At 72.3% G+C, this 22,064-nt stretch carries 19 protein-coding genes; 8 read left to right on the forward strand and 11 right to left on the reverse strand.

Annotation, left to right across the window (positions count from 1 at the left end; translation table 11 throughout):
• The first annotated feature begins 29 nt into the window (after positions 1 to 29).
• The 5 genes from KG102_RS15235 (at position 30) to KG102_RS15255 (ending at position 5,009) form a co-directional block, all read left to right on the forward strand.
• The gene (locus tag KG102_RS15235; protein WP_208288200.1) at positions 30 to 965 is read left to right on the forward strand and encodes an ABC transporter ATP-binding protein; all 936 of its coding nucleotides are present in this window, start codon (positions 30 to 32) and stop codon (positions 963 to 965) included.
• Positions 962 to 2,173, forward strand: coding sequence for an ABC transporter permease (locus KG102_RS15240; protein WP_208288199.1), 1,212 nt, complete (start codon positions 962 to 964; stop codon positions 2,171 to 2,173). The genes KG102_RS15235 and KG102_RS15240 overlap by 4 nt, the downstream gene beginning before the upstream one ends.
• A gap of 73 nt (positions 2,174 to 2,246) precedes the next feature.
• Positions 2,247 to 2,903 (forward strand): GNAT family N-acetyltransferase, encoded by a 657-nt coding sequence (locus tag KG102_RS15245; RefSeq protein ID WP_208288198.1) that lies wholly within the window; start codon positions 2,247 to 2,249, stop codon positions 2,901 to 2,903.
• Positions 2,904 to 2,914: 11 nt separating this feature from the next.
• On the forward strand, positions 2,915 to 3,325 hold the full coding sequence (locus KG102_RS15250; protein WP_208288197.1) for a DUF6157 family protein: 411 nt from the start codon (positions 2,915 to 2,917) through the stop codon (positions 3,323 to 3,325).
• Between the two features lie 40 nt (positions 3,326 to 3,365).
• Positions 3,366 to 5,009, forward strand: coding sequence for a bifunctional 3'-5' exonuclease/DNA polymerase (locus KG102_RS15255; protein WP_208288196.1), 1,644 nt, complete (start codon positions 3,366 to 3,368; stop codon positions 5,007 to 5,009).
• Between the two features lie 18 nt (positions 5,010 to 5,027).
• Here the strand turns inward: KG102_RS15255 and KG102_RS15260 are convergent, their stop codons facing one another.
• The 5 genes from KG102_RS15260 to KG102_RS15280 form a co-directional block, all read right to left on the reverse strand.
• A complete protein-coding gene (locus tag KG102_RS15260; RefSeq protein ID WP_208288195.1) occupies positions 5,028 to 5,807 on the reverse strand; it encodes an ATP-binding cassette domain-containing protein in 780 nt (259 codons plus the stop codon).
• Between the two features lie 110 nt (positions 5,808 to 5,917).
• Positions 5,918 to 6,430, reverse strand: coding sequence for a hypothetical protein (locus KG102_RS15265; protein ID WP_208288194.1), 513 nt, complete (start codon positions 6,428 to 6,430; stop codon positions 5,918 to 5,920).
• A gap of 67 nt (positions 6,431 to 6,497) precedes the next feature.
• Positions 6,498 to 7,232 (reverse strand): cupin domain-containing protein, encoded by a 735-nt coding sequence (locus KG102_RS15270; protein ID WP_208288193.1) that lies wholly within the window; start codon positions 7,230 to 7,232, stop codon positions 6,498 to 6,500.
• Complete coding sequence (locus KG102_RS15275) at positions 7,229 to 8,146, reverse strand: DUF6807 domain-containing protein (protein WP_208288192.1); 918 nt, start codon at positions 8,144 to 8,146, stop codon at positions 7,229 to 7,231. The genes KG102_RS15270 and KG102_RS15275 overlap by 4 nt, the downstream gene beginning before the upstream one ends.
• Entirely contained in the window at positions 8,143 to 9,594 is a 1,452-nt protein-coding gene (locus KG102_RS15280) for a Gfo/Idh/MocA family protein (protein WP_208212784.1), read from the reverse strand. Before KG102_RS15280 ends, KG102_RS15275 begins: the two co-directional genes overlap by 4 nt.
• Positions 9,595 to 9,793: 199 nt before the next feature.
• Between KG102_RS15280 and arfA the strand changes: the two genes are divergently transcribed.
• Positions 9,794 to 11,311 carry an arabinosylfuranosidase ArfA gene (gene arfA, locus KG102_RS15285; RefSeq protein WP_208288191.1) on the forward strand — a complete coding sequence of 506 codons (1,518 nt, stop codon included), beginning with the start codon at positions 9,794 to 9,796 and terminating at the stop codon, positions 11,309 to 11,311.
• An 89-nt stretch (positions 11,312 to 11,400) separates the two neighbouring features.
• Positions 11,401 to 12,405 (forward strand): alpha/beta hydrolase, encoded by a 1,005-nt coding sequence (locus tag KG102_RS15290; protein ID WP_208212786.1) that lies wholly within the window; start codon positions 11,401 to 11,403, stop codon positions 12,403 to 12,405.
• Here KG102_RS15290 and KG102_RS15295 read toward each other — a convergent pair.
• The 4 genes from KG102_RS15295 to KG102_RS15310 form a co-directional block, all read right to left on the reverse strand.
• Complete coding sequence (locus KG102_RS15295; protein ID WP_243883886.1) at positions 12,402 to 13,037, reverse strand: hypothetical protein; 636 nt, start codon at positions 13,035 to 13,037, stop codon at positions 12,402 to 12,404. The two genes, KG102_RS15290 and KG102_RS15295, sit on opposite strands and share 4 nt — an antisense overlap.
• Positions 13,038 to 13,059: 22 nt before the next feature.
• Positions 13,060 to 13,971 (reverse strand): carbohydrate ABC transporter permease, encoded by a 912-nt coding sequence (locus KG102_RS15300; protein WP_208288190.1) that lies wholly within the window; start codon positions 13,969 to 13,971, stop codon positions 13,060 to 13,062.
• Positions 13,971 to 14,837 (reverse strand): carbohydrate ABC transporter permease, encoded by an 867-nt coding sequence (locus tag KG102_RS15305; protein ID WP_243883967.1) that lies wholly within the window; start codon positions 14,835 to 14,837, stop codon positions 13,971 to 13,973. The genes KG102_RS15300 and KG102_RS15305 overlap by 1 nt, the downstream gene beginning before the upstream one ends.
• Before the next feature lie 188 nt (positions 14,838 to 15,025).
• Positions 15,026 to 16,354: an ABC transporter substrate-binding protein gene (locus KG102_RS15310; RefSeq protein ID WP_208212789.1), complete on the reverse strand. Its 1,329-nt coding sequence runs from the start codon at positions 16,352 to 16,354 to the stop codon at positions 15,026 to 15,028.
• Between the two features lie 196 nt (positions 16,355 to 16,550).
• On the opposite strand from KG102_RS15310, the gene KG102_RS15315 reads away from it, so the two are divergent.
• Positions 16,551 to 17,762, forward strand: coding sequence for an alpha-hydroxy acid oxidase (locus KG102_RS15315; RefSeq protein ID WP_208212790.1), 1,212 nt, complete (start codon positions 16,551 to 16,553; stop codon positions 17,760 to 17,762).
• Between the two features lie 172 nt (positions 17,763 to 17,934).
• Here KG102_RS15315 and KG102_RS18995 read toward each other — a convergent pair whose 3' ends face one another.
• Positions 17,935 to 21,435 (reverse strand): rhamnogalacturonan lyase family protein, encoded by a 3,501-nt coding sequence (locus KG102_RS18995; RefSeq protein WP_208288188.1) that lies wholly within the window; start codon positions 21,433 to 21,435, stop codon positions 17,935 to 17,937.
• Between the two features lie 145 nt (positions 21,436 to 21,580).
• Positions 21,581 to 22,048, reverse strand: coding sequence for a GNAT family N-acetyltransferase (locus tag KG102_RS15325; RefSeq protein ID WP_208288187.1), 468 nt, complete (start codon positions 22,046 to 22,048; stop codon positions 21,581 to 21,583).
• Between the last annotated feature and the right edge of the window lie 16 nt (positions 22,049 to 22,064).

The raw sequence follows: 22,064 nt of genomic DNA on the forward strand, positions 1-22,064 counted from the left end.
ACCTCCTCGGCGCCGACAGGATGGGCGCCATGAGCGCGCTGACCCTCGACTCCCTGAACAAGAGCTACGGCGACCTGCGGGCGCTGCGGGACCTGTCGATGGAGGTCCCCGCCGGGGAGATCGTCGGCTTCGTCGGGTCCAACGGCGCCGGGAAGTCGACGGCGATGCGGATCGTGCTCGGGGTGCTCGAGGCGGACTCGGGGCAGGTGCGCTGGGGCGGTGCGCCCGTCGACCTGGCCGTGCGCCGCCGGATCGGCTACATGCCCGAGGAGCGCGGCCTCTACCCGCGCATGAAGGTGAGCGACCAGCTGGTCTACCTGGCGCGGCTGCACGGGCTCGACACCGCGTCGGCCAGGGCCGCGATGGAGCAGTGGACCGAGGCCCTCGGCATCGCCGACCGCCGCGGCGACGAGATCCTCAAGCTGTCGCTGGGCAACCAGCAGCGCGTCCAGCTCGCCGCGGCGCTCGTGCACTCCCCCGAGATCCTGGTGCTCGACGAGCCGTTCTCGGGCCTGGACCCGGTGGCCGTCGACGTCATGAGCGGGGTGCTGCGGGCCCAGGCCGACGCCGGCGTCCCCGTCCTGTTCTCGTCGCACCAGCTCGAGCTCGTGGAGTCGCTGTGCGACCGGGTCGGGATCATCAAGAGCGGGGCGATGGTGAAGTTCGGCCGGATCGAGGAACTGCGCCGGACCGACGACCGACGATGGGTGGTCGACGGCCCGCCGCCGCAGTCGTGGGTCTCCGCGGTCCCGTCGGCGCACGTGGTGTCCACGGACGGGCGACGGTCCGTCGTCGAGGTGCGCGGCGCGTCCGCCGACACGGTCGACCAGGACCTGCTGCGCTCGGCGATGGCCGCAGGCCCGGTGCACGAGTTCAGCCTGCTGCGGCCGTCGCTGACCGAGCTCTACCGGCACGTCGTGACCACCGACTCCGTCGCGACCGCGCGAGAGACGGTGTCCGCATGAGCCCCCGGCCGACCCTCGTCGAGATCTCCAGCGGCGCTGCCGTGCGCCTGGTCGCGGGGCGCGAGATCAGCACGCGCATCCGGTCCAAGGCGTTCGTCTGGACCACGGTCGCGCTCGTCGCCGCCGTGGTGCTGGGCGGGCTCCTGCTCAACGTCATCGGGTCGCAGGCCGACACCGCGCAGCAGGTCGGGGTCACGCCCGACGCGTCGGGGATCTCCGAGCAGCTGGTCACCCTCGGGTCGGTCACCGGCACGACGATCGAGACGCGCGAGGTGTCCCCCGAGGAGGCCGAGGAGCTGCTGGTGGACGGCACGCTCGGCGCCGTCGTCACGGGAACCGACCCCCTGACGGTCACGGTGCACACCGCGCTGCCCGAGTCCCTCACGCCCGTGCTGGCCACGCTCGCGCAGCAGGAGGCGCTCGCGTCGGCGGTGACGGAGCTCGGCGGCGACCCGGGCGACGTCGGCCGGGAGATCGCGCAGGCGTCGGCTGACGTCACCGCGCTGGAGCCCGAGCCGGAGCGCGACTCCGGTCAGATCGCCGCCGGCACCGTCGCGGGGATCCTGCTGTTCATCTCCCTGATGACCGCGGGCCAGCTGGTCGCGCAGGGCGTCGTCGAGGAGAAGTCGAGCCGCGTGGTCGAGCTGCTGCTGGCGACCGTGCGGCCGTGGCAGCTCATGGCCGGCAAGGTCCTGGGCATCGGCGTCATCGGTCTGGCGCAGGTGGTGCTCGTGGTGGGCTCGGGGGCGGCGACCGCGGCCGCGTTCGGACTCGTCGACGCCAGCTCGATCGACCTCGGCGCCACCGCACTGTGGGTGGTCGTGTGGTTCGTCGTCGGCTTCACGATGTACGCGCTCGCGCTGGCCGCACTGGCCGCGCTGGTGTCCCGGCAGGAGGACGTCGGCTCGGTGACCGCGCCGATCATCACCGTGATGATGATCCCGTACATCGTGGGCATCAGCATCGCGCCCTGGGACCCGACGAACCCCCTCGTGGTGTGGCTGAGCTACCTCCCGTTCTGCGCGCCGCTGCTGATGCCGATGCGGATCGCGCTCGGCGAGGTCCTGCCCTGGGAGATCGCTCTGTCCCTCGGGCTGTCGGTCGCCCTCATCCCGGTCCTGGTCTGGCTGGCCGGTCGCATCTACTCCAACGCGGTGCTGCGCAGCGGTGGCCGGATCAAGCTGAAGGACGCGTTCGTCGGGGCCTAGACCGGTGCCCCGGTCACACGGTTCGTGACGGCCGTCAGTCAGGGGTTGCATCTGGACGCATGTCCCGGAGAGGATGCGCCCCGTGCCCGCGCCCTCGTTGCCCGACCTCGTCCAGCCGCTGCGCCCCTCGGGGATCCCCGCGGCCGCCGCAGTGCTGGCCGCGGCGCTCGCGGACGACCCCGGCTTCGTGCACCTCTTCCCCGTCCGCGCGCGGCGCGAGCGTGAGCTGCGCGCCATTTACCGGATGACCCTGTCCGACGCGGTCCGGTACGGGCACGTGTTCGTCACGCGGTTGCGCGGCGAGACCACCGGCGTGATCGCGCTGTACCCGCCCGGCGCGTACCCGATGACCCCCGTGCGCTGGTGGCGGCAGGGGTTGCGGATCGCACGCATCGCCGTGCGCACCCGGGAGCACAGCCTCGGCCTCATCAAGTTCGGCGACATGACGTCCGCCGGGGTGCCGTGCTCCGCCTGGTACATCGAGGCGCTCGGGGTGCGGCCCGACCTGCAGCGCGCGGGCCGCGGCAAGAAGCTGATGGCGACGGTGTTCTCCGTGATCGACGAGGTCGGCGGGCCGTCGTACCTCGAGACCACCAAGCCCGACAACGTCGTGTACTACGCGGCGCTCGGCTACGAGTCGGTCCGCGTCCCCGTGCCGATGGCCGGTGCGTCGGCGGACGGTCCCTGGATCTTCCCGATGGGGCGGGAGCCTGTCAGCCCCTCGCTCTAGCGTGGGTCGGTATGGAGAACGTCGACTACACGTCCACCTTCATCACCGTCGCACCGGACTTCGCCGGCACGACCGCGAGGGAGCCGGTCGGGGCCACCGTCGCCGCGTCGACCTACGCCCTCATCGCCGCGTCGCCGTACGCGCTGCGGTCGTCCGACGTGATCTTCCGGGTCTGGGCCGACCGGCACGGCGTCCCGGCCGACTCGTCCGACGAGTGGTCGTCGTTCTACGCCACCTCGCGCGCGTGCCTGCGCTCCAGCGACCTGGGGAAGCGGTACGGCTGGGGGATCCATGCCGATGCCGACGGGCGCCTGGCGCTGTACCCGGTCGGGTCGCCCGACTACGACGCGCTGGCCGCCGGGACCGCGCCGGACGGGTCCGCCGTGACCGTGAAGGCGGCCATGCGCAGCTCGCGCCGCTAGTGCGGTGATCCGGTGTCGGACGCGGCTGCGATCATGAGCCGTGTCCCTGCTGCTCCTCGTCGACGACCCGGCGCGCCCTGACGTCGTCGGGCTGCGGTCGCTGTCCGACGACGGCACGCTGCTGGACTCGTCGGAGGTCCCGACCGACGCGCTGCCGGCCGTCGCGCGCGAGCGGGCCGACCGACCGCGCTGGGTCTGGGACGACACCGCCCGCCGGTACCCGCCGCTGCTGGCCGCGGGGGTGCGCGTCGAGCGGTGCCACGACCTGCGCCTGTGCCACGCGATCCTGCGCCGCAGCGTCTACACGCAGTCGTCGGCGCTCGCACAGGCGCCGCCCGGCCCGTGGGACGGTCCCCGCGACCCGGCCCCGGTCGAGGGCAGCCTGTTCGACGACGTGGGCCCCGCGGCGGTCGCCGACCCGCTCGAGGAGCTGCAGCTCCAGCTCGCGGCCGTGGCCGGTTCCGACGAGCCCGGCCGCCTGCGCCTGCTCCTCGCCGCGGAGTCGACGGGTGCCCTCATCGCCGCCGAGATGCACCACGGCGGGATGCCGTGGAGCGTCGAGACCCACGACGCGTTGCTCACCGACCTGCTGGGTCCGCGGCGGAAGGGCGGCCGGCCGGCCAAGCTCGAAGCGCTCGCCGACGAGGTCCGCACCGCGCTCGGTCAGCCGGCGCTGAACCTCGACTCCCAGCCCGATCTGCTGCGCGGCCTGCGCTCGGCGGGCTGCGACGTGGAGTCGACGCGCACGTGGGAGATCAAGGCGCTCGAGCATCCCGTCCGCGACCCGCTGCTCGCGTACAAGAAGCTCTCCCGCCTGCTCAGCGCCAACGGGTGGGCGTGGATGGAGGCGTGGGTCCACGACGGCCGGTTCCGGCCCGAGTACGTGCCCGGAGGCGTGGTCACCGGGCGCTGGGCCACCAGCGGCGGCGGGGCGCTGCAGCTGCCCGCGAGCATCCGCGGCGCGGTCCGTGCGGACCCCGGCTGGAAGCTGGTCGTCGCCGACGCCGCGCAGCTGGAGCCGCGGGTGCTGGCCGCGATGTCCGGCGACGGCGCCATGGCCGCGGCCGGACGGCAGGCGGACCTGTACCAGGGCGTGGTCGACGCGGGGATCGTCGAGACGCGGTCGGAGGCCAAGTACGCGATGCTCGGCGCCATCTACGGCGCGACCACGGGCCCGTCGGCGGTCCTCATGCCGCGCCTGACCACGGCGTACCCGCGCGCGGTGGCCCTGGTCGAGGCCGCCGCGCGCGCGGGTGAGCGCGGCGACGTCGTCTCCACCTGGCTCGGCCGCACGTCCCCGCGCCCCGACGCGGCCTGGCAGGCCGAGCTCGCCGCCGCCTCGGCCGAGGGCGCGGGTGCCGACGACGTCCGGGCAGCCCGTCGGCGCGGACGCGACTGGGGCCGGTTCACGCGCAACTTCGTCGTCCAGGGCACCGCCGCCGAGTGGGCGCTGTGCTGGATGGCCGCACTTCGGCGCCGACTGCTCGCGGTCGACGGCCGGCCGCACCTGGTGTTCTTCCTGCACGACGAGGTCATGGTGCACTCGCCGGCCGCCGTGGCGGAGTCCGTCGCGGTCGCCGTGCACGAGTCCGCGGTCGAGGCGGGGCGGCTGCTGTTCGGGGAGACGCCCGTGGACTTCGCCCTCGACGTCGTCGTGGCCGACAGCTACGACCAGGCGAAGTAGCTGCCCGCATCGTGTGGCTCAGCGCGGCGGGCGGCCGCCGACGGCCTCGGGCAGGGACTCAGCGAGCTGCTGCGTGTCCGGGTGCTGCGGGTCGCGCAGGAGGTCGCGGAGCGGACCCGACTCGACGATCCGCCCCTCGGCGAGGACGAGCACGCGGTCGGTCAGCCGGTCCAGCAGCCACACGTCGTGCGAGGCGACGAGCAGGCCGATGCCGTCGGCGCGCACGAGCGCGCGGATGTCGTCCGCGATCTCCTCACGCATCGACTGGTCGACGGCCGTCAGGGGCTCGTCGAGCAGCAGCAGGTCCGGCCGCGTCGCCAGGGCGAGCGCGATCGCGATGCGCTGGCGCTCGCCGCCGGACAGCGTGCCGACCCGGCGGGTCACGAAGCCGATCGGCAGACCGACGACGGCCAGCGCCGCCTCGACGTCGTTGTTCGTCGTGCGTCCGGCCCTCCGGGCCTCCTTGAACGCGTCGAGGATCGTCTGCTCGACGGTGCGCTGGCTGTCGACACCCGCGATGCCGTTCTGGTGCACGGTGCGCAGCCGGGCCTTGACCTCCTTGCGCCGGTGCCGGGGCGTCTTGCCGACGGGCACACCGTCGAGCGTCACGTGCCCCTGGTGCGCGCGCATGGCGCCGCCGAGGATCTCGACGAGCGTGGACTTGCCGACGCCCGACCGTCCGAGCAGGCCGATCGCGTCTCCGGAGCGCAGGGTCAGGTTGACACCCGCGAGGACGGGGGGGCCGCCATAGCCGGCGTGAAGGTCGGTGGCCTGCAGGACTGCGGGGGTAGCGCTCATGCCTGGTGCTCGTCTCTTCTGTTCAGGGACGCCGTCGCGACGCCGCTGATTCTCTTTAACGTGCGACCCCGCGGGATTGATCCTGCGGCCGTGCGATGTCGCGGTCCGAGTCAGTGGCTGAGGAGGTACTTCAGCACGATGACCAGCAGGCCGAAGCCTGCCGCGAGGAGGCTCTCGCCCACGAGCGCCGCACCGCGCACCCCGGCGCGGTGGGCCGCGAGGGCAGCGACGGCGGCGAGCAGCGCGACCGTGAACCAGAGCGCCAGGAACGCCGCGTCGACGACCCCCAGGCCGAGGAGCCGACCGAGGGAGAAGACCGCGAGGACCGGCAGGCTGCCGAGCAGGACGCCGGTGTTGTTCCGCAGCGCGTGCTTCAGCCGGCTGCCCGAGCTGTGCTCGACGTCCTCGAACCGGCCGCCGATCGCGTCCGCGTACACGTGCGCGAGCCAGTAGGTGACCGACACCAGCGCGGTGGCCAGCACCACGATGTCGCCGCTCTCCGCGCCCGCACTGGTGGCGGCGAGCACCACGCTCGAGACCAACGCTCCGTACAGGATCTCCGCAGGCCCCTTGTTCCGGACGAACCGGTCGACCCGCGAGAACCGCTGCCGCTCGAGGTTCATCAGTCCTCCGTGGTCCGGCGCCGACTCCCATGGTGGCGCACGCCGGCCCGGGCGCACACCGCCGGGCTCAGGGCGAGGTCGGCCAGGTCTGCAGCCGCCCGCACATCCCGTACCGCCGGGGAGGAGCGGCAGCCGCGGTCGCCGTGACCGATCCGCCGGCCAGGTGCGGTGCGACCCCGCGGATCAGACCCTCCAGCGCGGACGCCGTCGCCTGGGTCTGCGCGTAGACCGACCGCGTCCAGACGTCCTGCCAGTGCGGCACGAGCATCCGGACGAGCCGGGCCGCCGCGTCGTGCCACGGCCGGAGGGCCGCCGGGCCGAGCCGGTCGACCGCGGCGCCGAGCTCGGCGTACCCCTCGAGCGCCAGATCGCGCCGGCGCCGGGCGGCGGCGGCGATCTCGTCGTCGGACGCGCCGGACGCCGGGGTCGGCAGAGTGGCGGCCTCGCGGTAGGCGGCCGGGTCGGCGAGCACCGCCGAGGGGAAGGTGAGGACGGCGTCGCCGGCCTCGGGCAGGCCGGCGTTCGACATGAGGACGAGCACCTCGAGGTCACCGTCGTTGACGGCGCGGTGCACGACGCCCGGCCCGAAGGACACGATCGTCCCGGGCGTCAGGGGGTGCACCGAGAACCCCGCGGGCCCGATGGTGTGCACCGAGCCGGACCCGCCCAGGACGACGTAGGCCTCCGACGACGCGACGTGCAGGTGCGGCGACCCGCTGCCCGCGCGGCCCACGCCGTCGGGCGCCGGCCAGTCGTACACGCGCAGGTGGCTGACCGAGACGCCGCCGGGGAGTGCGCTCATCCGACAAGCATCGCCTCGGAGCCCAGCGCCGCCAACCGGGCGGCCGACGTGGGGTCGCTGGGCCCGTCGGCGACGACGACGGCGTACCGGAACCGGAGGCTGTCTCCGGGCGCGAACGGGACCTCCGTCGAGAAGAACGGGGCCGGGTTGAGGCAGCCGAACAGCTCGGAGCGGGCGAACCACTGCGGAGGGTGCCCGGGGTTGTCACCGGCGTCCACCATGACCACCGTCGACGCTCCCCCCGTCTCGTCGTGCTGCCCGACGAAGCCCATCCAGGGACCGCGCGTGCCACGGATCTCCTCGCCGCCGCGGAAGTCCGGCGCCAGGAGCGTCCCCCCGGTGAACGAGCGGGGACCGCGCCAGAACAGCCCGCCGTACCCGGCGTTCTCGCGGCCGCGCGTGGTGGGCGACCCGATCGTGAGGTCGACGGAGGACACGTTCGTCATCGTGGTGTCGAACGTGAGCACCCAGGCGTCGTCGCGACCGGCCGGGACGAGGAACCCGAGCGCCCGCTGCTCGTCGACCACGTGCGAGCCCGCCTGTGTGTGCCAGGCCAGGGCGTGGGCGACGTCGACGCGGTCGGACCCCACCGTCAGCGCGGTCAGCGCCACGTGGTCCATCGACCCGTCGTTCTCCAGCTGCACGTAGCCCTGACCGTGCACGTACGTGGGCCCGCCCCAGAAGTTGTGCTCGCCGACCACCGGGAGCGACCAGGCGATGCCCTTGTGCCACACGTGGTCGTGCGGCCGGAAGGCCGTGACGACGTCGCCCCCGCGCGTGCGGACCGGGTGCAGGTACGGGCGCGGGCTCTCCAGCTGCGCGTCGCCCGGCACGTAGACGTACCGGGCGAGGGTGGTGCCGTCGGCGACGACGTCGATCGCGCGCCCGACGTCGTGCAGCGCGGACAGCGTCATCGGGCGGGCTCCAGCGAGAGGTCGGCACCGAGGTCCAGGTCCGCGACCGTGACCGGCAGCCCGGTGACCATCGACTGGTTGCCCGCGATCCCCACGGCCACCGCCCGCAGCCCGTCGAGGTACCCCGCCGGGCGGCCGAGGGCGTCCTCGCCCAGGCGCAGGTGCCGTCGGAACACGTCCTTGAGCAGGATCGCGTCCCCGCCGCCGTGACCGCCGATGCCGTCGGGGATCGGGTAGGCGGTGGCCCGCTCCCAGTGCTTCTGCACGAGCAGCCGCTCCCCCTCGGGACGCAGGGCGTCGCCGACGGACGACGGCGTGGCCGACGGGTCGAGCACGGCGTTCCCGTGCTCGTCGAGCTCGATCGCCCCCCGCTCGACCACTTCGAGCTCCGCGCGTCCGGCGGTCCCGTTGACCGTGGCCCGGTACCCCTCCCACGGGCTGTGGGCGTTCAGGGAGTACGTCAGCGTGGCGCCGCGCTGGTAGTCCACGAGCAGCGCCAGGTTGTCCTCGATCGTGATGCCCGGCCCGAACACGTCCTGGTCGCGCAGGTAGCCGTCGTGCACCTCGGCGTCGAGGTACAGCGACCTCAGGCGCGGGTCGTCGTTGAGGTCGAGCGTGAACGGGTCGCCGACGACGCCGGTGCCGCGGGCGGGCCGGGGACCGAGCCCTCGGTCGGCCGCGTTGTGGTCGCCGTAGAACCTCAGGCCGCCGCGCGCGTAGACGCGGGCCGGCACGTCACCGAGCCACCAGTTGACCAGGTCGAAGTGGTGGCTCGACTTGTGCACCAGCAGACCGCCGGAGTTCCTCTTCTCGCGGTGCCAGCGGCGGAAGTAGTCGGCGCCGTGCACGGTGTCGAGCGCCCACTCGAAGTGCACGGACGTGACCTCGCCGATCTCGCCGGACGCGATGACCTGACGCAGCGAGGAGTTCCGCGGGGCGTAGCGGTAGTTGAAGGTCATGACGACGTCGCGCCCGGTCTCGGCGACCGCGCCCGTGATCCGCCGGCAGCCGGCGCGGTCGACGGTCAGCGGCTTCTCCACGACGACGTCGGCTCCCGCCGCGAGCGCCCGCGCCACCAGCTCGGCGTGCGCATGGTCGGGAGCGGTCACGATCACCACGTCCACCGACTGCTCGGCGATCATCTTCTCGAGCCCGTCCGGCGCGTACTGCGCCAGCCGGGCGGGCCGGCCGAGCGCTTGGGAGACGAGCTGCTCGTAGTGCGCCATGCGCCCGGGGTTGGTGTCGAGCAGCGCGACGAGCGTGGCCACGTCGGCGTGCTCCCCCGTGATCGCGTCGATGTACATGCCGGCGCGGTGCCCGGTACCTGCCACCGCGTACCGGCGGCGGTCGCCGTCGGGTGGCGGGGCGAACTCCGGGACGACGCCGGGGCCGGCGGTCGTGCTGCTGCTGGATGCGGGACGCGGAGCGGTCGGGTTCTGGTCGGTCACGGGAGTCCTCGGTGGTGTCGTCGCCTCGGTGCGATGGGTGCCGTGGAAAGCGTTGTCCGTCGGTTCTGTAGCCTAGGCGGAGATCCCGTTCCCGGACAGGCTCTGCGTCCGTTGACCCCGGCGGGTCCTGGGCCCGGGCGGGATCACCGCACCACAGACCGCACCCGGGCGACGTCGCCCGATCGTCAGGAGAGCATCGATGCCCCAGCGCGCCACCGTCCTGCTGCACCCCGACTTCCGCGTCGGCCAGATCGACCGCCGCCTGTTCGGCTCGTTCGTCGAGCACCTCGGCCGGGCGGTGTACACCGGCATCTACGAGCCGGGCCACGAGACCGCCGACGAGCACGGCTTCCGTCGCGACGTCGCGGACCTGACCCGCGAGCTGGGCGCGACCATCGTGCGCTACCCCGGCGGCAACTTCGTCTCGAACTACGTGTGGGAGGACGGCGTCGGGCCTGTCGAGGACCGCAGGCCGTTCATCGACCTCGCGTGGCGCACCATCGAGCCCAACACGATCGGCACCGACGAGTTCCTCCAGTGGGCGGAGCGCGAGGGCATCGAGCCGATGATGGCCGTCAACCTGGGCACCCGCGGCGTCGCGGCCGCCGCAGCGCTGGTCGAGTACTGCAACGGCGAGGCGGGGTCGCGCTGGGCGGACCTGCGCATCGCCAACGGTCGCGAGAAGCCCTACGGCGTGAAGCTGTGGTGCCTGGGCAACGAGATGGACGGCCCGTGGCAGATCGGGCACAAGGACGCCGACGAGTACGGCAAGCTCGCCGCCGAGGCCGGCAAGGCGATGCGCCTGGTGGACCAGTCGATCGAGCTCGTCGTGTGCGGGTCGTCGTCGATGGCGATGGACACCTTCGGAGCCTGGGAGCAGACCGTCCTGGAGCACACGTGGGACGTCGTCGACCATGTCTCGATGCACGCCTACTACGAGGAGATGGACGGGGACCGCGCGTCCTTCCTCGGGTCCGGCACCTCGATGGACCGCTTCATCCGCCGGGTCGTCGCGTCGGCCGACGCCGTCGCCGCACGCCGCCGCTCGGACAAGGTGGTGACCCTCTCCTTCGACGAGTGGAACGTCTGGTACCTGCAGTCGCGCTTCCCCGGCGAGAAGAACCTCCCCCTGCAGCGCGACGCGCCGCGCATCATCGAGGACGTGTACTCGGCGCTCGACGCCGTCGTCGTCGGCGACCTGCTCGTGACCCTGCTCAACCACGCCGACCGCATCCCCGTGGCGTGCCTGGCTCAGCTGGTCAACGTCATCGCGCCGATCATGACCGAGCCCGGCGGCCCGGCCTGGCGTCAGCCGACGTTCCACCCCTTCGCGACGACCGCCCGGCTCGCGCGGGGGACCGCGCTCGACCTGCGGGTGTCGGCGCCGACGATGTCCACGACGGCCCACGGCGACGTCCCGCTGGTCACCGCCGCCGCGACGCTCGACGGCGACGACGTCGCGGTGTTCCTGGTCAACCGGTCCGCCGAGCCCGCCGAGGTCGAGCTCTCGCACCCCGGTGTCACGCTCACCCTCGGGCGCGGCGTCCAGGTGACCGCCGACCACGAGCCCGCCGTCGCCGGGCCGGAGCACGCGGCCGCGGTGGCCGACCGGCACGTGTCGGAGGTCGACGGCCCGGCGTCCGCGACCGGCAGCACCGTCCTCACGCTGGCGCCCGAGTCCTGGACCGCTCTCCCGGGCACCCTGACCCGCGCCTGACCGGACGCTCCCGGGGCCGGCGTCGAAGCCGGCCCCGGGGGCGCCGTGGCCCCGCTCGCGCCGATCCGCCACGGTGAGACGATCGAGCGATGAGGCGGCTCGGGCTGACGGTCGGTTGGCTGCTCGGCCTGGTCGCGGTCGGGCTCATGGGAGTCGGGATCGCAGCGCGGCTCAGCCCTCGGCCGGCGTCGGTGGTGATCCGTCGGCGGTTCGACCGGAACGGCACCGAGCGGCTCGCGGCGACGGCGCGCTTCGTCCCCCCGCACGTCGCCTCGGTGCTCGACGTCCCCTACCGGCAGGGCGACCGCGACGCGCGCCTCGACGTGCACCGGTCCACCACCCCGGGGCCGGCCCGACCGACGATCGTCTGGGTGCACGGTGGCGCGTGGCTGTCGGGGAGCAAGGACCTCATCGCCAACTACCTGCGGGTGCTCGCCGGCGACGGGAGCGCCGTGGTCGGCATCGGCTACTCGATCGCCCCGCGCGCCACCTACCCCACCCAGGCCCTGCAGGTGCTCGACGCGCTCGCCTTCCTGACGGAGCACGCCGACGAGCTCGGCATCGACGCGCGGCGCCTCGTGCTCGCCGGCGACTCGGCGGGCGCGCAGATCGCCGCCCAGGTGGTCGGGATGGTGACCAACCCGGCCTACGCGGCGATGATCGGCGCCCGCCCGCGCATCACCCCGGACCAGATCGTGGGCACGGTGCTGTTCTGCGGCGTCTTCGACATGTCGCTCGCGCGCGGGCTGCGCGGCCGCGACCGGTGGTTCGTCGACTCCGTCATGCGCTCGTTCACCGGCACCACGGCCTACCTCGACGACCCGCGCTTCGACGGCATCTCCGTGGTCGGCCACGTCACCGCCGACTTCCCGCGGACCCTCGTCTCGTGCGGCAGCGCCGACATCGCCCTGGGGCACTCGCTGTCCCTGGTCGCCGAGCTGGAGCGGCTCGGCGTCCCGCACGAGACGCTGTTCTTCGCCGACGACCACGAGCCGCCCGTGGGCCACGAGTTCCAGCTGCTGCTGGGCACGGACGCCGGCCAGGAGGCACTGTCGACGATCCATCGGTTCGTCGCCGACCTGCCCGGGAGCTAGCCCCGGCGCACGGCCGCGCGGTGCTCGATCGCCACGACCGCCAGGCACAGCAACCCCGGGACGACGACCGCCAGCGGCGCCAGCATCCACACCATGACCGCGCACAGCCCGAGGGCGACCAGCAGCAGGAAGGTGCCGGTCACGTCGTCCCCGGTGCGCCTCGCGGCGGCCTGCACGACCGTCCACCAGGAGGCCCCCGGCGACCAGCCGGCGGCGGCGCGGAGCACCACCACCAGGACGACGGCGACCAGGAACACGGTCACGACGCGGAAGCCGGTCCCGCCCGGCATGCCCTCGACCCCCGTGAGCTGCACGTTGACCAGCAGCAGGAGCAGCAGGAGCGGGGCGCCGACCGCCACCGGCCAGACGCCGCGGCAGGCGGCACGGAAGTCGTCCCACAGCGCCGCCAGCGTGTCCGGCCGACCGTCGAGGTGCCGACGGACGTGCGACACCCCGGCGGCGAGCGCCGGGACCGCGGTGACGACGGGCAGGCTCAGCACGGAGACGCCCAGGCCGACCATCAGCGCCTCGCTGAACAGCCCGAACCGGCCACCCCCGAGCAGGCGCTTCTCGTCCGGACGGGGGGCGTCGTCGCGTTCGTCGCCACGGTCGTCAGGCAGCGGGGTGCTCATGGCCCCCAGCCTCACACGCACGTCAGCCCTTGAGGCCCTGCGTGGCGACGCCCTCGACGAGGTAGCGCTGGAACACGAGGAAGAAGAGCATGACCGGCACGAGCGCCAGCACCGCCATGGCCATCTGCGCCCCGTAGTCGGACGTCGTGGTCTGGTCGACGAAGAGGCGCAGCGCGATGGGCAGCGAGTACAGGTCGGGCCGCTTGAGGTAGAGCAGCGGCCCGAAGAAGTCGTTCCAGGACCAGATGAACGCGAAGATCGAGCTGGTCACCAGGGCGGGCTTCATGAGCGGCAGCATGATCGACCGGAAGATCCGCACGTGCCCGGCGCCGTCGATCCGCGCGGCCTCGTCGAGCTCCCGCGGCAGGTTGCGCATGAACTGGACCATGAGGAACACGAAGAACGCCTCGGCCGCCAGGAACTTGCCGATGAGCAGCGGGACGAACGTGTCCACCAGCCCCATCCGGTTGAACACGATGTACTGCGGGATGATCACCACGTGGAACGGCAGCAGGAGCGTGCCGATCATGAGCGCGAAGAAGACGTTCCGTCCGGGGAAGTCGATCCGGGCGAACGCGTAGGCGCTGACCGAGCAGGACAGCGTGATGCCCACGACGGAGCCGACCGCGAGGATCAGCGAGTTGGTGAAGAAGGTCCAGAACGAGACGCCGCCGATGCCCTCGATCGCCTTCTGGAAGTTCGCGAGCGTCGCGTCGGTGGGGATGATGCTGACGTTGCCGACGATCTCGCTGCTCGGCTTGAACGACGACATGAGCATCCACACCGCGGGGTAGAGGACGATCACCACCAGCGCGAGCGAGCAGAGGTGGAACACCAGCGAGCGGACGCGCTTGCGGTTCCTGGTCGACCTGCGCAGCTGCGCGCTGTCGTGCGAGCTGACGAGGTTGTCGGCGGTCGCGGAGACGACGCTCATCACTTCCCCTCCCCGGAGTAGTGGACCCAGAACTTCGAGCTGCGGAAGAAGACGAGCGTGATGGCCCCGACGACGAGCACGAGCACCCACGCCATCGCGGACGCGTAACCCATCTGGAAGTCCTGGAACCCGCGGAAGTACAGGTACAGCGTGTAGAAGAGCGTCGACCGCGCGGGCCCGCCGGTGCCGTTCGAGATGATGAACGCCGACGCGAAGATCTGGAACGCGTGGATCGTCTCGAGCAGCAGGTTGAAGAAGATCACCGGCGAGAGCATCGGCAGCGTGATCTGCCGGAACTTGCGCCACGGTCCGGCGCCGTCGACGGCCGCCGCCTCGTACAGCTCGGTCGGGACCTGCTTGAGCCCGGCCAGGAAGATCACCATCGGTGCCCCGAACTGCCAGACGGTCAGCAGGATGAGCATCGGCATGGTGCGCGACGGGTCACCCACCCAACCGCCGGCCTCGAAGCCGAAGACCTGCTGGAGCCGGTCGACGATGCCGTTGTCGATGAACATCGCCTTCCACACGATCGCGATCGAGACCGAGGCCCCGATGAGCGAGGGTGCGTAGAACGACGACCGGTAGAACCCCTTGCCGCTGAACGCGTTGTTGAGCAGCATCGCCACCGCGAGCGCGGAGATCAGCTTGATGGGCGTCCCGAGCAGCACGTAGGTGCCCGTGACCTTCCACGCCTGCAGGTAGTTCGGGTCGTCGAACAGGCGCTGGAAGTTCTCCAGGCCGACCCACTGGGGCGGGGCGAACAGGTTGTAGTTGGTGAACGCCAGGTACAACGAGGCGAGCATCGGGCCGGCCGTGAGCAGCACGAACCCGAGGAGCCAGGGACTGAGGAAGGCGAAACCGGCCAGGGCCTCGGCACGCTTCCGGCGCTTGCGGGCGGCGGAGTGCGGGGCGGTCGAGGAGCCCGTCGTCGGAGCCTCGGCGGTGAGGGTCACGAGGGTGATCCGTTCTTCGGTGGCGAGGTGCGTGCGCTCCGCGCTGCGGACCGCGGTGGGTGGTGGGCCGCCCGGGGATCACCGGGCGGCCCACCGCCGTGTCACTGGGTGGAGAGCTCGGCCTCCGCGAACCACTGCTCGGCGAACTCGTCGGGCGTGAGCGAACCGTAGGCGAGCTCCTCGGCGAGGGTGCGCCACTTGGCCTCGATCGTGCCGAAGCCCTTGACCGGGATCGGCGTCGACTCGGTCACCTGCTCGGCGACGGCCTCCTCGTACGCGATCACCTGGGCGTCGACGCTGCCCTCGGTGGTGTCGACGGCGGCGCGCTGGTCGGCGTCCGCCGGGACCCCCTTCGACGTGCCGAAGATCGTGCCGACCTCCGGGTCCGTGAGCAGGAAGTTGATCAGCGTCGCCGCCTGCTCCGGGTACTTGGTGTTGGCACCCGCCGACAGCAGCATCGACGGCTTGAAGAACAGGGCCTTCTCGCCGGCCTCGATCGAGGGGATCTGCGTCATGGCCAGGTTCTGCGTGCCCGAGTCGGCGACGTAGCCGGCCAGGAAGTTGTCCCAGCTCATCTCGGTCGCGGTCTCGTTGACGGTGAAGCCGCCCTTCGGCGCGAGGGAGACGTTGCGGTCGACCGGGTAGACCTGCTTGTCGGTCCGCAGGTCGCCGGTGAGCTCCAGGAACTCGACCACGTCGGCCTCGTCGAACCCGAACGAGCCGTCGTCCTCGAACGGCGTGACGCCCTTCTGCAGCAGCCACTGGATGAAGAACCAGAAGGTCCCGGTGTAGTCGACCGCGCCGTACAGCGCGTAGCCGTCAGCGGTCTGCTCGCCGGAGGAGGAGACCTCGGCGATGAAGTCGTTGTACTCCTCCCACGTGTAGCTGGCCTCGTCGGGGAAGGTGGCGCCGGTCTGCTCGATCACGTTCGGGTTCTGGAACATGGCGAACGTGTTGGTGGACGTCGGGATGCCGATCATCTTGTCCTCGAGGACGCCGGCCGTGGTCAGCGTCTCGTCGAAGCCCTCGAGGTCGATCGTCCCGTTGTCCACCCACTCCTGCAGGTCGAGCAGCTGGCCGTTCTGGTTGAACTCGCGCAGGTAGGACAGGTCGAACTGCATCACGTCCGGCAGCGCACGTCCGGCCGCCTCGGTGGACCGCGCCGTCCAGTAGTCGGGGAACGCCGCGAAGCTGGTCTGGACCGTGATGTGCGGGTACTTCTCCTTGAAGAGCGCCAGCGCCTCGTTGTAGCGGGCGGCCCGGTCGTCGTTGCCCCACCAGGTGAAGTTGAGCGTGACGGGAGAGGTGTCGGGGCCGGTCGAGCTCGCCGTGGGGTCGGCGGCGTCGCCGGAGCCGCCCGAGGAGCAGGCGGTCAAGGCGAGGGCGGCGACGGCCGCGACAGCTGCCGTCTTCCAGGGGGTTCGCTTCATCGTCGTTGAGCCTCCTTGCTCGGGGTGTGAAAGCGCATTCCGGACGGTAGGCGAGCGCGCGCGGGCCTGTCAACGAATCCCGATGAATCGTTACAAAGGCGTTGTGACCCGCATCCCGGACCCGCGCGAACATCGGTCCTGTATCGTTTCAAGAGCTGTGCTGCCCGACGATGCGCCACACACCCAGGAGTACGCGGTGACCGACCGTCAGATCCCCTCGTGGACCGAGCTCAAGCCCCTGCTGCGGCCCAAGCCGATCGAGCTGAACGCGACCCGGCGCAGGCTCGCGGACGCGCTGACCATCGCCGACCTGCGCACGGTCGCCCGCAAGCGGACCCCCCGGTCGGTGTTCGACTACACCGACGGCGCCGCCGAGGCCGAGATCAGCCTGCGCCGCGCCCGGTCCCTGTTCCGCCAGCTCGAGTTCCAGCCGTCGATCCTGCACGACGTCTCCCACGTCGATCCCACGACCGACATGATCGGCACGCGGTCGGCGCTCCCGTTCGCGTTCGCCCCGACGGGGTTCACGCGGATGATGAACCACGAGGGCGAGCGCGCGGTGGTGCGCGTCGCCGAGCGCCGGGGCATCCCCTACGCGCTGTCGACGATGGGCACGACCTCGATCGAGGAGGTGGCCAAGGCCGGCCCCGACGCGCACAAGTGGTTCCAGCTGTACGTGTGGAAGGACCGCTCGGCAGGCGAGGACCTCATGGCCCGCGCCAAGGCCGCCGGCTACGAGGCCCTCATGCTCACGGTGGACGTGCCGGTGGCTGGGGCCCGCCTGCGCGACTCGCGCAACGGCTTCTCGATCCCCCCTGCCCTGACGGCCAAGACCGTTCTCGACGCTGCGACGCACCCCGCGTGGTGGATGAACCTGCTGACCACCGAGCCGCTGACCTTCGCGTCGCTGTCCAGCTGGTCCGGCACCGTCGCGGACCTGCTGGACACGCTGTTCGACCCGACGATGACGTTCGCGGACCTCGAGTGGATCCGCGAGTCCTGGGACGGCCCGCTCATCATCAAGGGCATCCAGACGGTCGAGGACGCGCGCCGCGTCACCGACGCCGGCGCCGACGCACTGGTGCTGTCCAACCACGGCGGCCGCCAGCTGGACCGCGCGCCGGTGCCGCTGCGCCTGCTGCCGGACGTCACGGAGGCCGTGGGCGACCGCACCCAGGTCTGGGTGGACACCGGGATCATGTCCGGTGCCGACATCGTGGCCGCGCTCGCCCTGGGCGCCGACGCGACCCTGGTCGGCCGCGCCTACCTGTACGGCCTCATGGCCGGCGGTGAGCGCGGCGTCGAGCGGGCCGTCGACATCCTCGAGCGCGAGATCCGCCGCACCATGGCGCTGCTCGGCGTCTCGACCGTGACGGAGCTCGGCCCGCAGCACGTGCGGCTGCCGTAGCGGCGGGCTGCTTACCGACGCGCGTCCTTGAGCGCCGGATGAACGACAGCCCCCAGTACTCCGACCCCGCGACGGGGTAGGAGCCGGCGACCTCGACCTGCGCTCGCCAGCGCGTGCGGATCAGCGGCACGTCGCTCTCGTGCTGCTCCCACACGGCATCGAGCCTAGGCCGTCACCGCCTGACCGTGACCGTCACCTGCGGGCTGCTGCTCGACCCCTGCGGGTTCGACAGCTCCGCGCGGTAGACGTGCCTCCCGACCGACCGGCCCGACACCTCGGTCACCGCCTGCTGGGCGTTGAACCCGTTGGCGACGAGCGACTGCGTGTCGATCAGCACCCCGTCCTCGTACAGCCGGTACTCGGTGGCGTTGGTGCCCCACCACAGGTTGGTGGTCAGCGTGTAGGTGCCGTCGCCGTCCCAGTTGTCGTGGCTGAGCACCGGGGTCGCCGGGTTCGCCCTGACCACCGTCACGACGAGCGGCAACGTCGTCGTCGACCCCCGGGCGTTGGTGAGCACGGCGGTGTACACGTGGGTGCCGTTCGGGCGGCCGGCCACCTGGAGGGTGGCGGACTGCGCGGCGGGCGTCGCGTCGACCAGATCCTGCGTCGCCAGCTCGACGCCGTTCTCGTAGAACGTCACCGACTGGGCGTTCTGACCCCACCACAGGTTCATCGAGACCCTGTAGGTGCCGTCGCCGTCCCAGTTGTCGCTCGAGAGCACCCCGCGAGTGGGCTTGCCCGTAGCGGGACCGGGCACGCGGTCGCCTACCGGCAGCGGCTGCGTGTAGGCGATGCTCGGCGCCGGCGGCGTCGTCATCCCCTCGCCCAGGTAGTACGACGTGTGCGGTGGCTGGTTGTAGGCGGTGTTCTGCCACGCGACGCCGAGTCGGTACACCGGGTCGGACTGCAGGGTGCGCAGCCGGTGGTCGGTGAGGTCCACCGTGGTGGCGATCCGCAGGGCCGAGGAGTCGTCCAGAGGCGTGACGAGCTCCTCGCGCCAGTCGCCGAACAGGTCGGCCTGCAGCGCCGGGTTGCCCTTGGTGCCGTTGACGGTGAGCGTCCCGTCGGCCCGGTAGATCTCCTCGGAGGTCGACGTCTCCCACTCCCACTTCGAGATGGTCGGCACGCCGAGGCCCGTCGCCAGGTCGTAGTCGTGGTCGGTGACCTCCCGCAGCAGGTCGCCGTCCCACCAGGTCAGGAAGTTGGCCCGCGGGATCGACGTCGACAGCAGCTCGCCCTTGGCGGTCCGCAGCTGCCCCACCGGCGAGTTCCACGCGGCGTCGCCGCCGACCGCCCAGCCCTCCGCGCCGAGGTGACGCGGGTCGATGTCCCCCGCGGCCGCGCGGCCGGTGTCGCGGGTGGCCGGGATCGACCACAGGACGGCGCCGGTGTCCGCGTCCCGGAACGTGGCGCCGCGGTTGCGCGAGGACGCCATGTCCTCGTGCGCGGCGAACACCTCCAGCCCGGGGTGCGACGGGTCCAGGTCCGACACGTGCAGCGCGTCCCCGTGCCCGAGCCCGGTCGTGTAGAGCGCCTCGCCGTCGTCGTCGATCGTCATGGACCCGAAGACGATCTCGTCCTTCTGGTCACCGTCGACGTCCGCGACGGACAGGTTGTGGTTGCCCTGGCCGCGGTACTGGCTGCCGTCGACGTCGGAGTCGAAGGTCCAGCGGGACGTCAGGGAAGTGCCGTCGAAGTCGTACGCGACGATCACGGCCCGGGTGTAGTAGCCCCGGCTCACGACGAGGCTCGGGTGCTGACCGTCCAGGTACGCGACGCCGGCCAGGAAACGGTCGACGCGGTTGCCGTACGTGTCGCCCCACGCGCCGACGTTCCCCCGCGGCGGGGTGTAGTCGATCGTGTCGAGCGCCGCCCCGGTCGCACCGTCGAACACCGTGAGGAACTCGGGACCCGCCAGGACGTAGCCGGCCGAGTTCCGGTGGTCCGCCGCGGCGTCGCCCAGGACGGTGCCGGCGCCGTCGACCGTGGCGTCGGCCGTCTTCATGGCGATCTCGGCCGACCCGTCGCCGTCCAGGTCGAACACCTGCACCTGCGTGTAGTGCGCCCCGGCGCGGATGTTGCGCCCCAGGTCGATCCGCCACAGCTGCGTGCCGTCCAGCTCGTAGGCGTCGACGTAGACGTTGCCCGTGTAGCCCGCCTGAGAGTTGTCCTTGGCGTTGGTCGGGTCCCACTTCAGGACGATCTCGTACTGCCCGTCGCCGTCCACGTCCCCGATCGAGGCGTCGTTGGCGCGGTACGTGTACGCCTCGCCGGCGGGCGTGGTGCCGCCCGGGGGTGCGCTGATCGGCACGTCGAGCGTCTGCTGGTCCCACACGTCGAACTCGGTGGTGGCCCAGCGCTCGATCCCGGCCACGACCGTGCTGATCCGGTACCGGGAGGCGGCCGTGCCGGCGGGGTCGAGCACGTTGGTGCTGTGGGTGACGGGCGTGGTGGTGACGCGCGTCCCGTCGCGGTACACGTGGAAGGCGAGGTCCTGCTCGTCCAGGCCCAGCAGGCGCCAGCCGACGTACACGCCGCCGTCCGCCGCGACGGCGACGGGCGCGCGGTCCAGCCGCTCGGCCTCGCGCACGAACTGCACGGACCGCTCGATCCGGACGCTCGACGAGCGGTCGGACCGGCCCCCGGGGCCGACGGCCGCGACCAGGTAGTCGTAGTCGACGGTCGGCTGCGCGGTCGTGTCGGTCCAGGTCACCTCGCTGGTGCGCGCGACGACCACGGGGTCGAACCCGGACCGGGCGCGGTACACGTCGTAGGCCACCGCGCCGGGCACGGGGGACCACGTCAGGGCGACACCGTCGTCGGCCCACGCACCGGCGACGCCCGTGGGAACCGCGGGCCGTGCGAGCGCCGGGTCGACGACCGTGGCCGACACCTCGGCGGAGCGGGCGCTCTCGCGGCCCGTCGCGCCGATCGTGCTCACCGCGTAGGTGTACTGGCCGGCGAGCTGCACGTCCGTGTCGGTCCAGGTGGGTGCGTCGGTGGTGCCGACGACGACCGCCGTGCCGCCCGCCTCGGACCGGTGCACCCGGTAGCCCGCGGCGCCGTCCACGGCCGACCAGCTCAGCTGCACCGACGCCTCCGTCGCGGTCGCGGTGACCGTGGCGCCGACCCCGGCCGGGGGCTGGACCGGCTGGAGGACCTGGATGGCGTTGAGGCGCGCCGAGGAGCCGTTCACGACGATGTTCAGCTGCCCGCCCGTGACCTGGACGTCGTCGACCACCCGCTCGTCGACGACGCCGGACTCGGCCCGCCGGGCGGGTACCGCGATGCCGGCGACGGTCGCCCCGGTGTTGCTGGTGGCGATCGGGTCCCCGGTGCGCAGGATCACCGTGTAGGTGCCGTCCGGCACGTCGGCGACGAACGTCGAACCCGTCGTCGGCGGCAGGACGAGGTCGCGCAGGGCCAGGTCGTCACCGCCCCGGTCGCGACACGCGTTCGCAGCTAGCGGGGTCAGGAAGCCGAACCCCGCGGACGCGGTGTAGGCGGCGTCCGGCGTGACCGCGGTGTAGCCCGGTGCGGTGGGGTTGCCCGCGCACTGGAAGTCGAAGAGGTAGTCCTGGCCGGCGGCCGACGCGGGGGCGGCCGCGAACGGCAGGACCGCGAGGGCGAGCGCCGCGGACGTGGCCAGCGCGGACGTGCGGGGCAGACGCATGGGTGGCCTTTCTCGTCGTTGAGGAGCCAGCCCGACCGAACGCTGTAACGATTCATCCCGCCGGGCACGACATTCCTACCGACGGCTCCCCGGGCGCGCAAGGGTTTGGGGGAAACTGGGGAAAGCGCTCGCCGACGTCGCCGTCTCACGTCCGCAGCGCGCGCCGCATCACGAAGTTCGTCATCGTGACCCCGCGCAGCACCGGCCGCTGCTCGACGACGACCACGAACCCGTGCCGCTCGAAGACCGGGCGGGCGGTCAGGCTCGCGTGGGTGCTCAGCTCGGTGGCGCCGAGCTCACGGGCCGTGGCCGCCGCCCAGTCGAGCAGCGCCGACCCGACGCCCCGGCGGGCGACGTCCGGGTCGACGAACAGCATGTCGACGTAGCCGCTCTCGTCGACGTCGGTGAATCCGACCACCCGGCCGTCGACCTGAGCGACCTGCGTCCGGGCGGCGGCGCGCCGCGCCTCCCACTGCTCGGGATCGATGTCGTCGCTCGCCCACGCGGCCACCTGCTCCGGCGTGTAGTCGCGGCGGGCGGTCAGCCGGATCGCGCGCAGGAACACGTCGAGCGTCGCCGATCCGTCGGACTCGCGGTACGGGCGGAGGATCACGACGCGAGCCTAGGCC

The organism is Cellulomonas fengjieae (assembly GCF_018388465.1).
In the GTDB taxonomy this organism is placed as follows: domain Bacteria; phylum Actinomycetota; class Actinomycetes; order Actinomycetales; family Cellulomonadaceae; genus Cellulomonas; species Cellulomonas fengjieae.

Bases quoted from the DNA above. Each gene is read 5' to 3' on its own strand.
- KG102_RS15270 (WP_208288193.1), bottom strand. From the start codon at position 7,232: ATGAGCGCACTCCCCGGCGGCGTCTCGGTCAGCCACCTGCGCGTGTAC.
- KG102_RS15260 (WP_208288195.1), bottom strand. From the start codon at position 5,807: ATGAGCGCTACCCCCGCAGTCCTGCAGGCCACCGACCTTCACGCCGGC.
- KG102_RS15235 (WP_208288200.1), top strand. From the start codon at position 30: ATGAGCGCGCTGACCCTCGACTCCCTGAACAAGAGCTACGGCGACCTG.
- KG102_RS15295 (WP_243883886.1), bottom strand. From the start codon at position 13,037: ATGAGCACCCCGCTGCCTGACGACCGTGGCGACGAACGCGACGACGCC.
- KG102_RS15250 (WP_208288197.1), top strand. From the start codon at position 2,915: ATGGAGAACGTCGACTACACGTCCACCTTCATCACCGTCGCACCGGAC.
- KG102_RS15245 (WP_208288198.1), top strand. From the start codon at position 2,247: ATGCGCCCCGTGCCCGCGCCCTCGTTGCCCGACCTCGTCCAGCCGCTG.
- KG102_RS15300 (WP_208288190.1), bottom strand. From the start codon at position 13,971: ATGAGCGTCGTCTCCGCGACCGCCGACAACCTCGTCAGCTCGCACGAC.
- KG102_RS15265 (WP_208288194.1), bottom strand. From the start codon at position 6,430: ATGAACCTCGAGCGGCAGCGGTTCTCGCGGGTCGACCGGTTCGTCCGG.
- KG102_RS15290 (WP_208212786.1), top strand. From the start codon at position 11,401: ATGAGGCGGCTCGGGCTGACGGTCGGTTGGCTGCTCGGCCTGGTCGCG.
- KG102_RS18995 (WP_208288188.1), bottom strand. From the start codon at position 21,435: ATGCGTCTGCCCCGCACGTCCGCGCTGGCCACGTCCGCGGCGCTCGCC.
- KG102_RS15275 (WP_208288192.1), bottom strand. From the start codon at position 8,146: ATGACGCTGTCCGCGCTGCACGACGTCGGGCGCGCGATCGACGTCGTC.
- KG102_RS15310 (WP_208212789.1), bottom strand. From the start codon at position 16,354: ATGAAGCGAACCCCCTGGAAGACGGCAGCTGTCGCGGCCGTCGCCGCC.
- arfA (WP_208288191.1), top strand. From the start codon at position 9,794: ATGCCCCAGCGCGCCACCGTCCTGCTGCACCCCGACTTCCGCGTCGGC.
- KG102_RS15240 (WP_208288199.1), top strand. From the start codon at position 962: ATGAGCCCCCGGCCGACCCTCGTCGAGATCTCCAGCGGCGCTGCCGTG.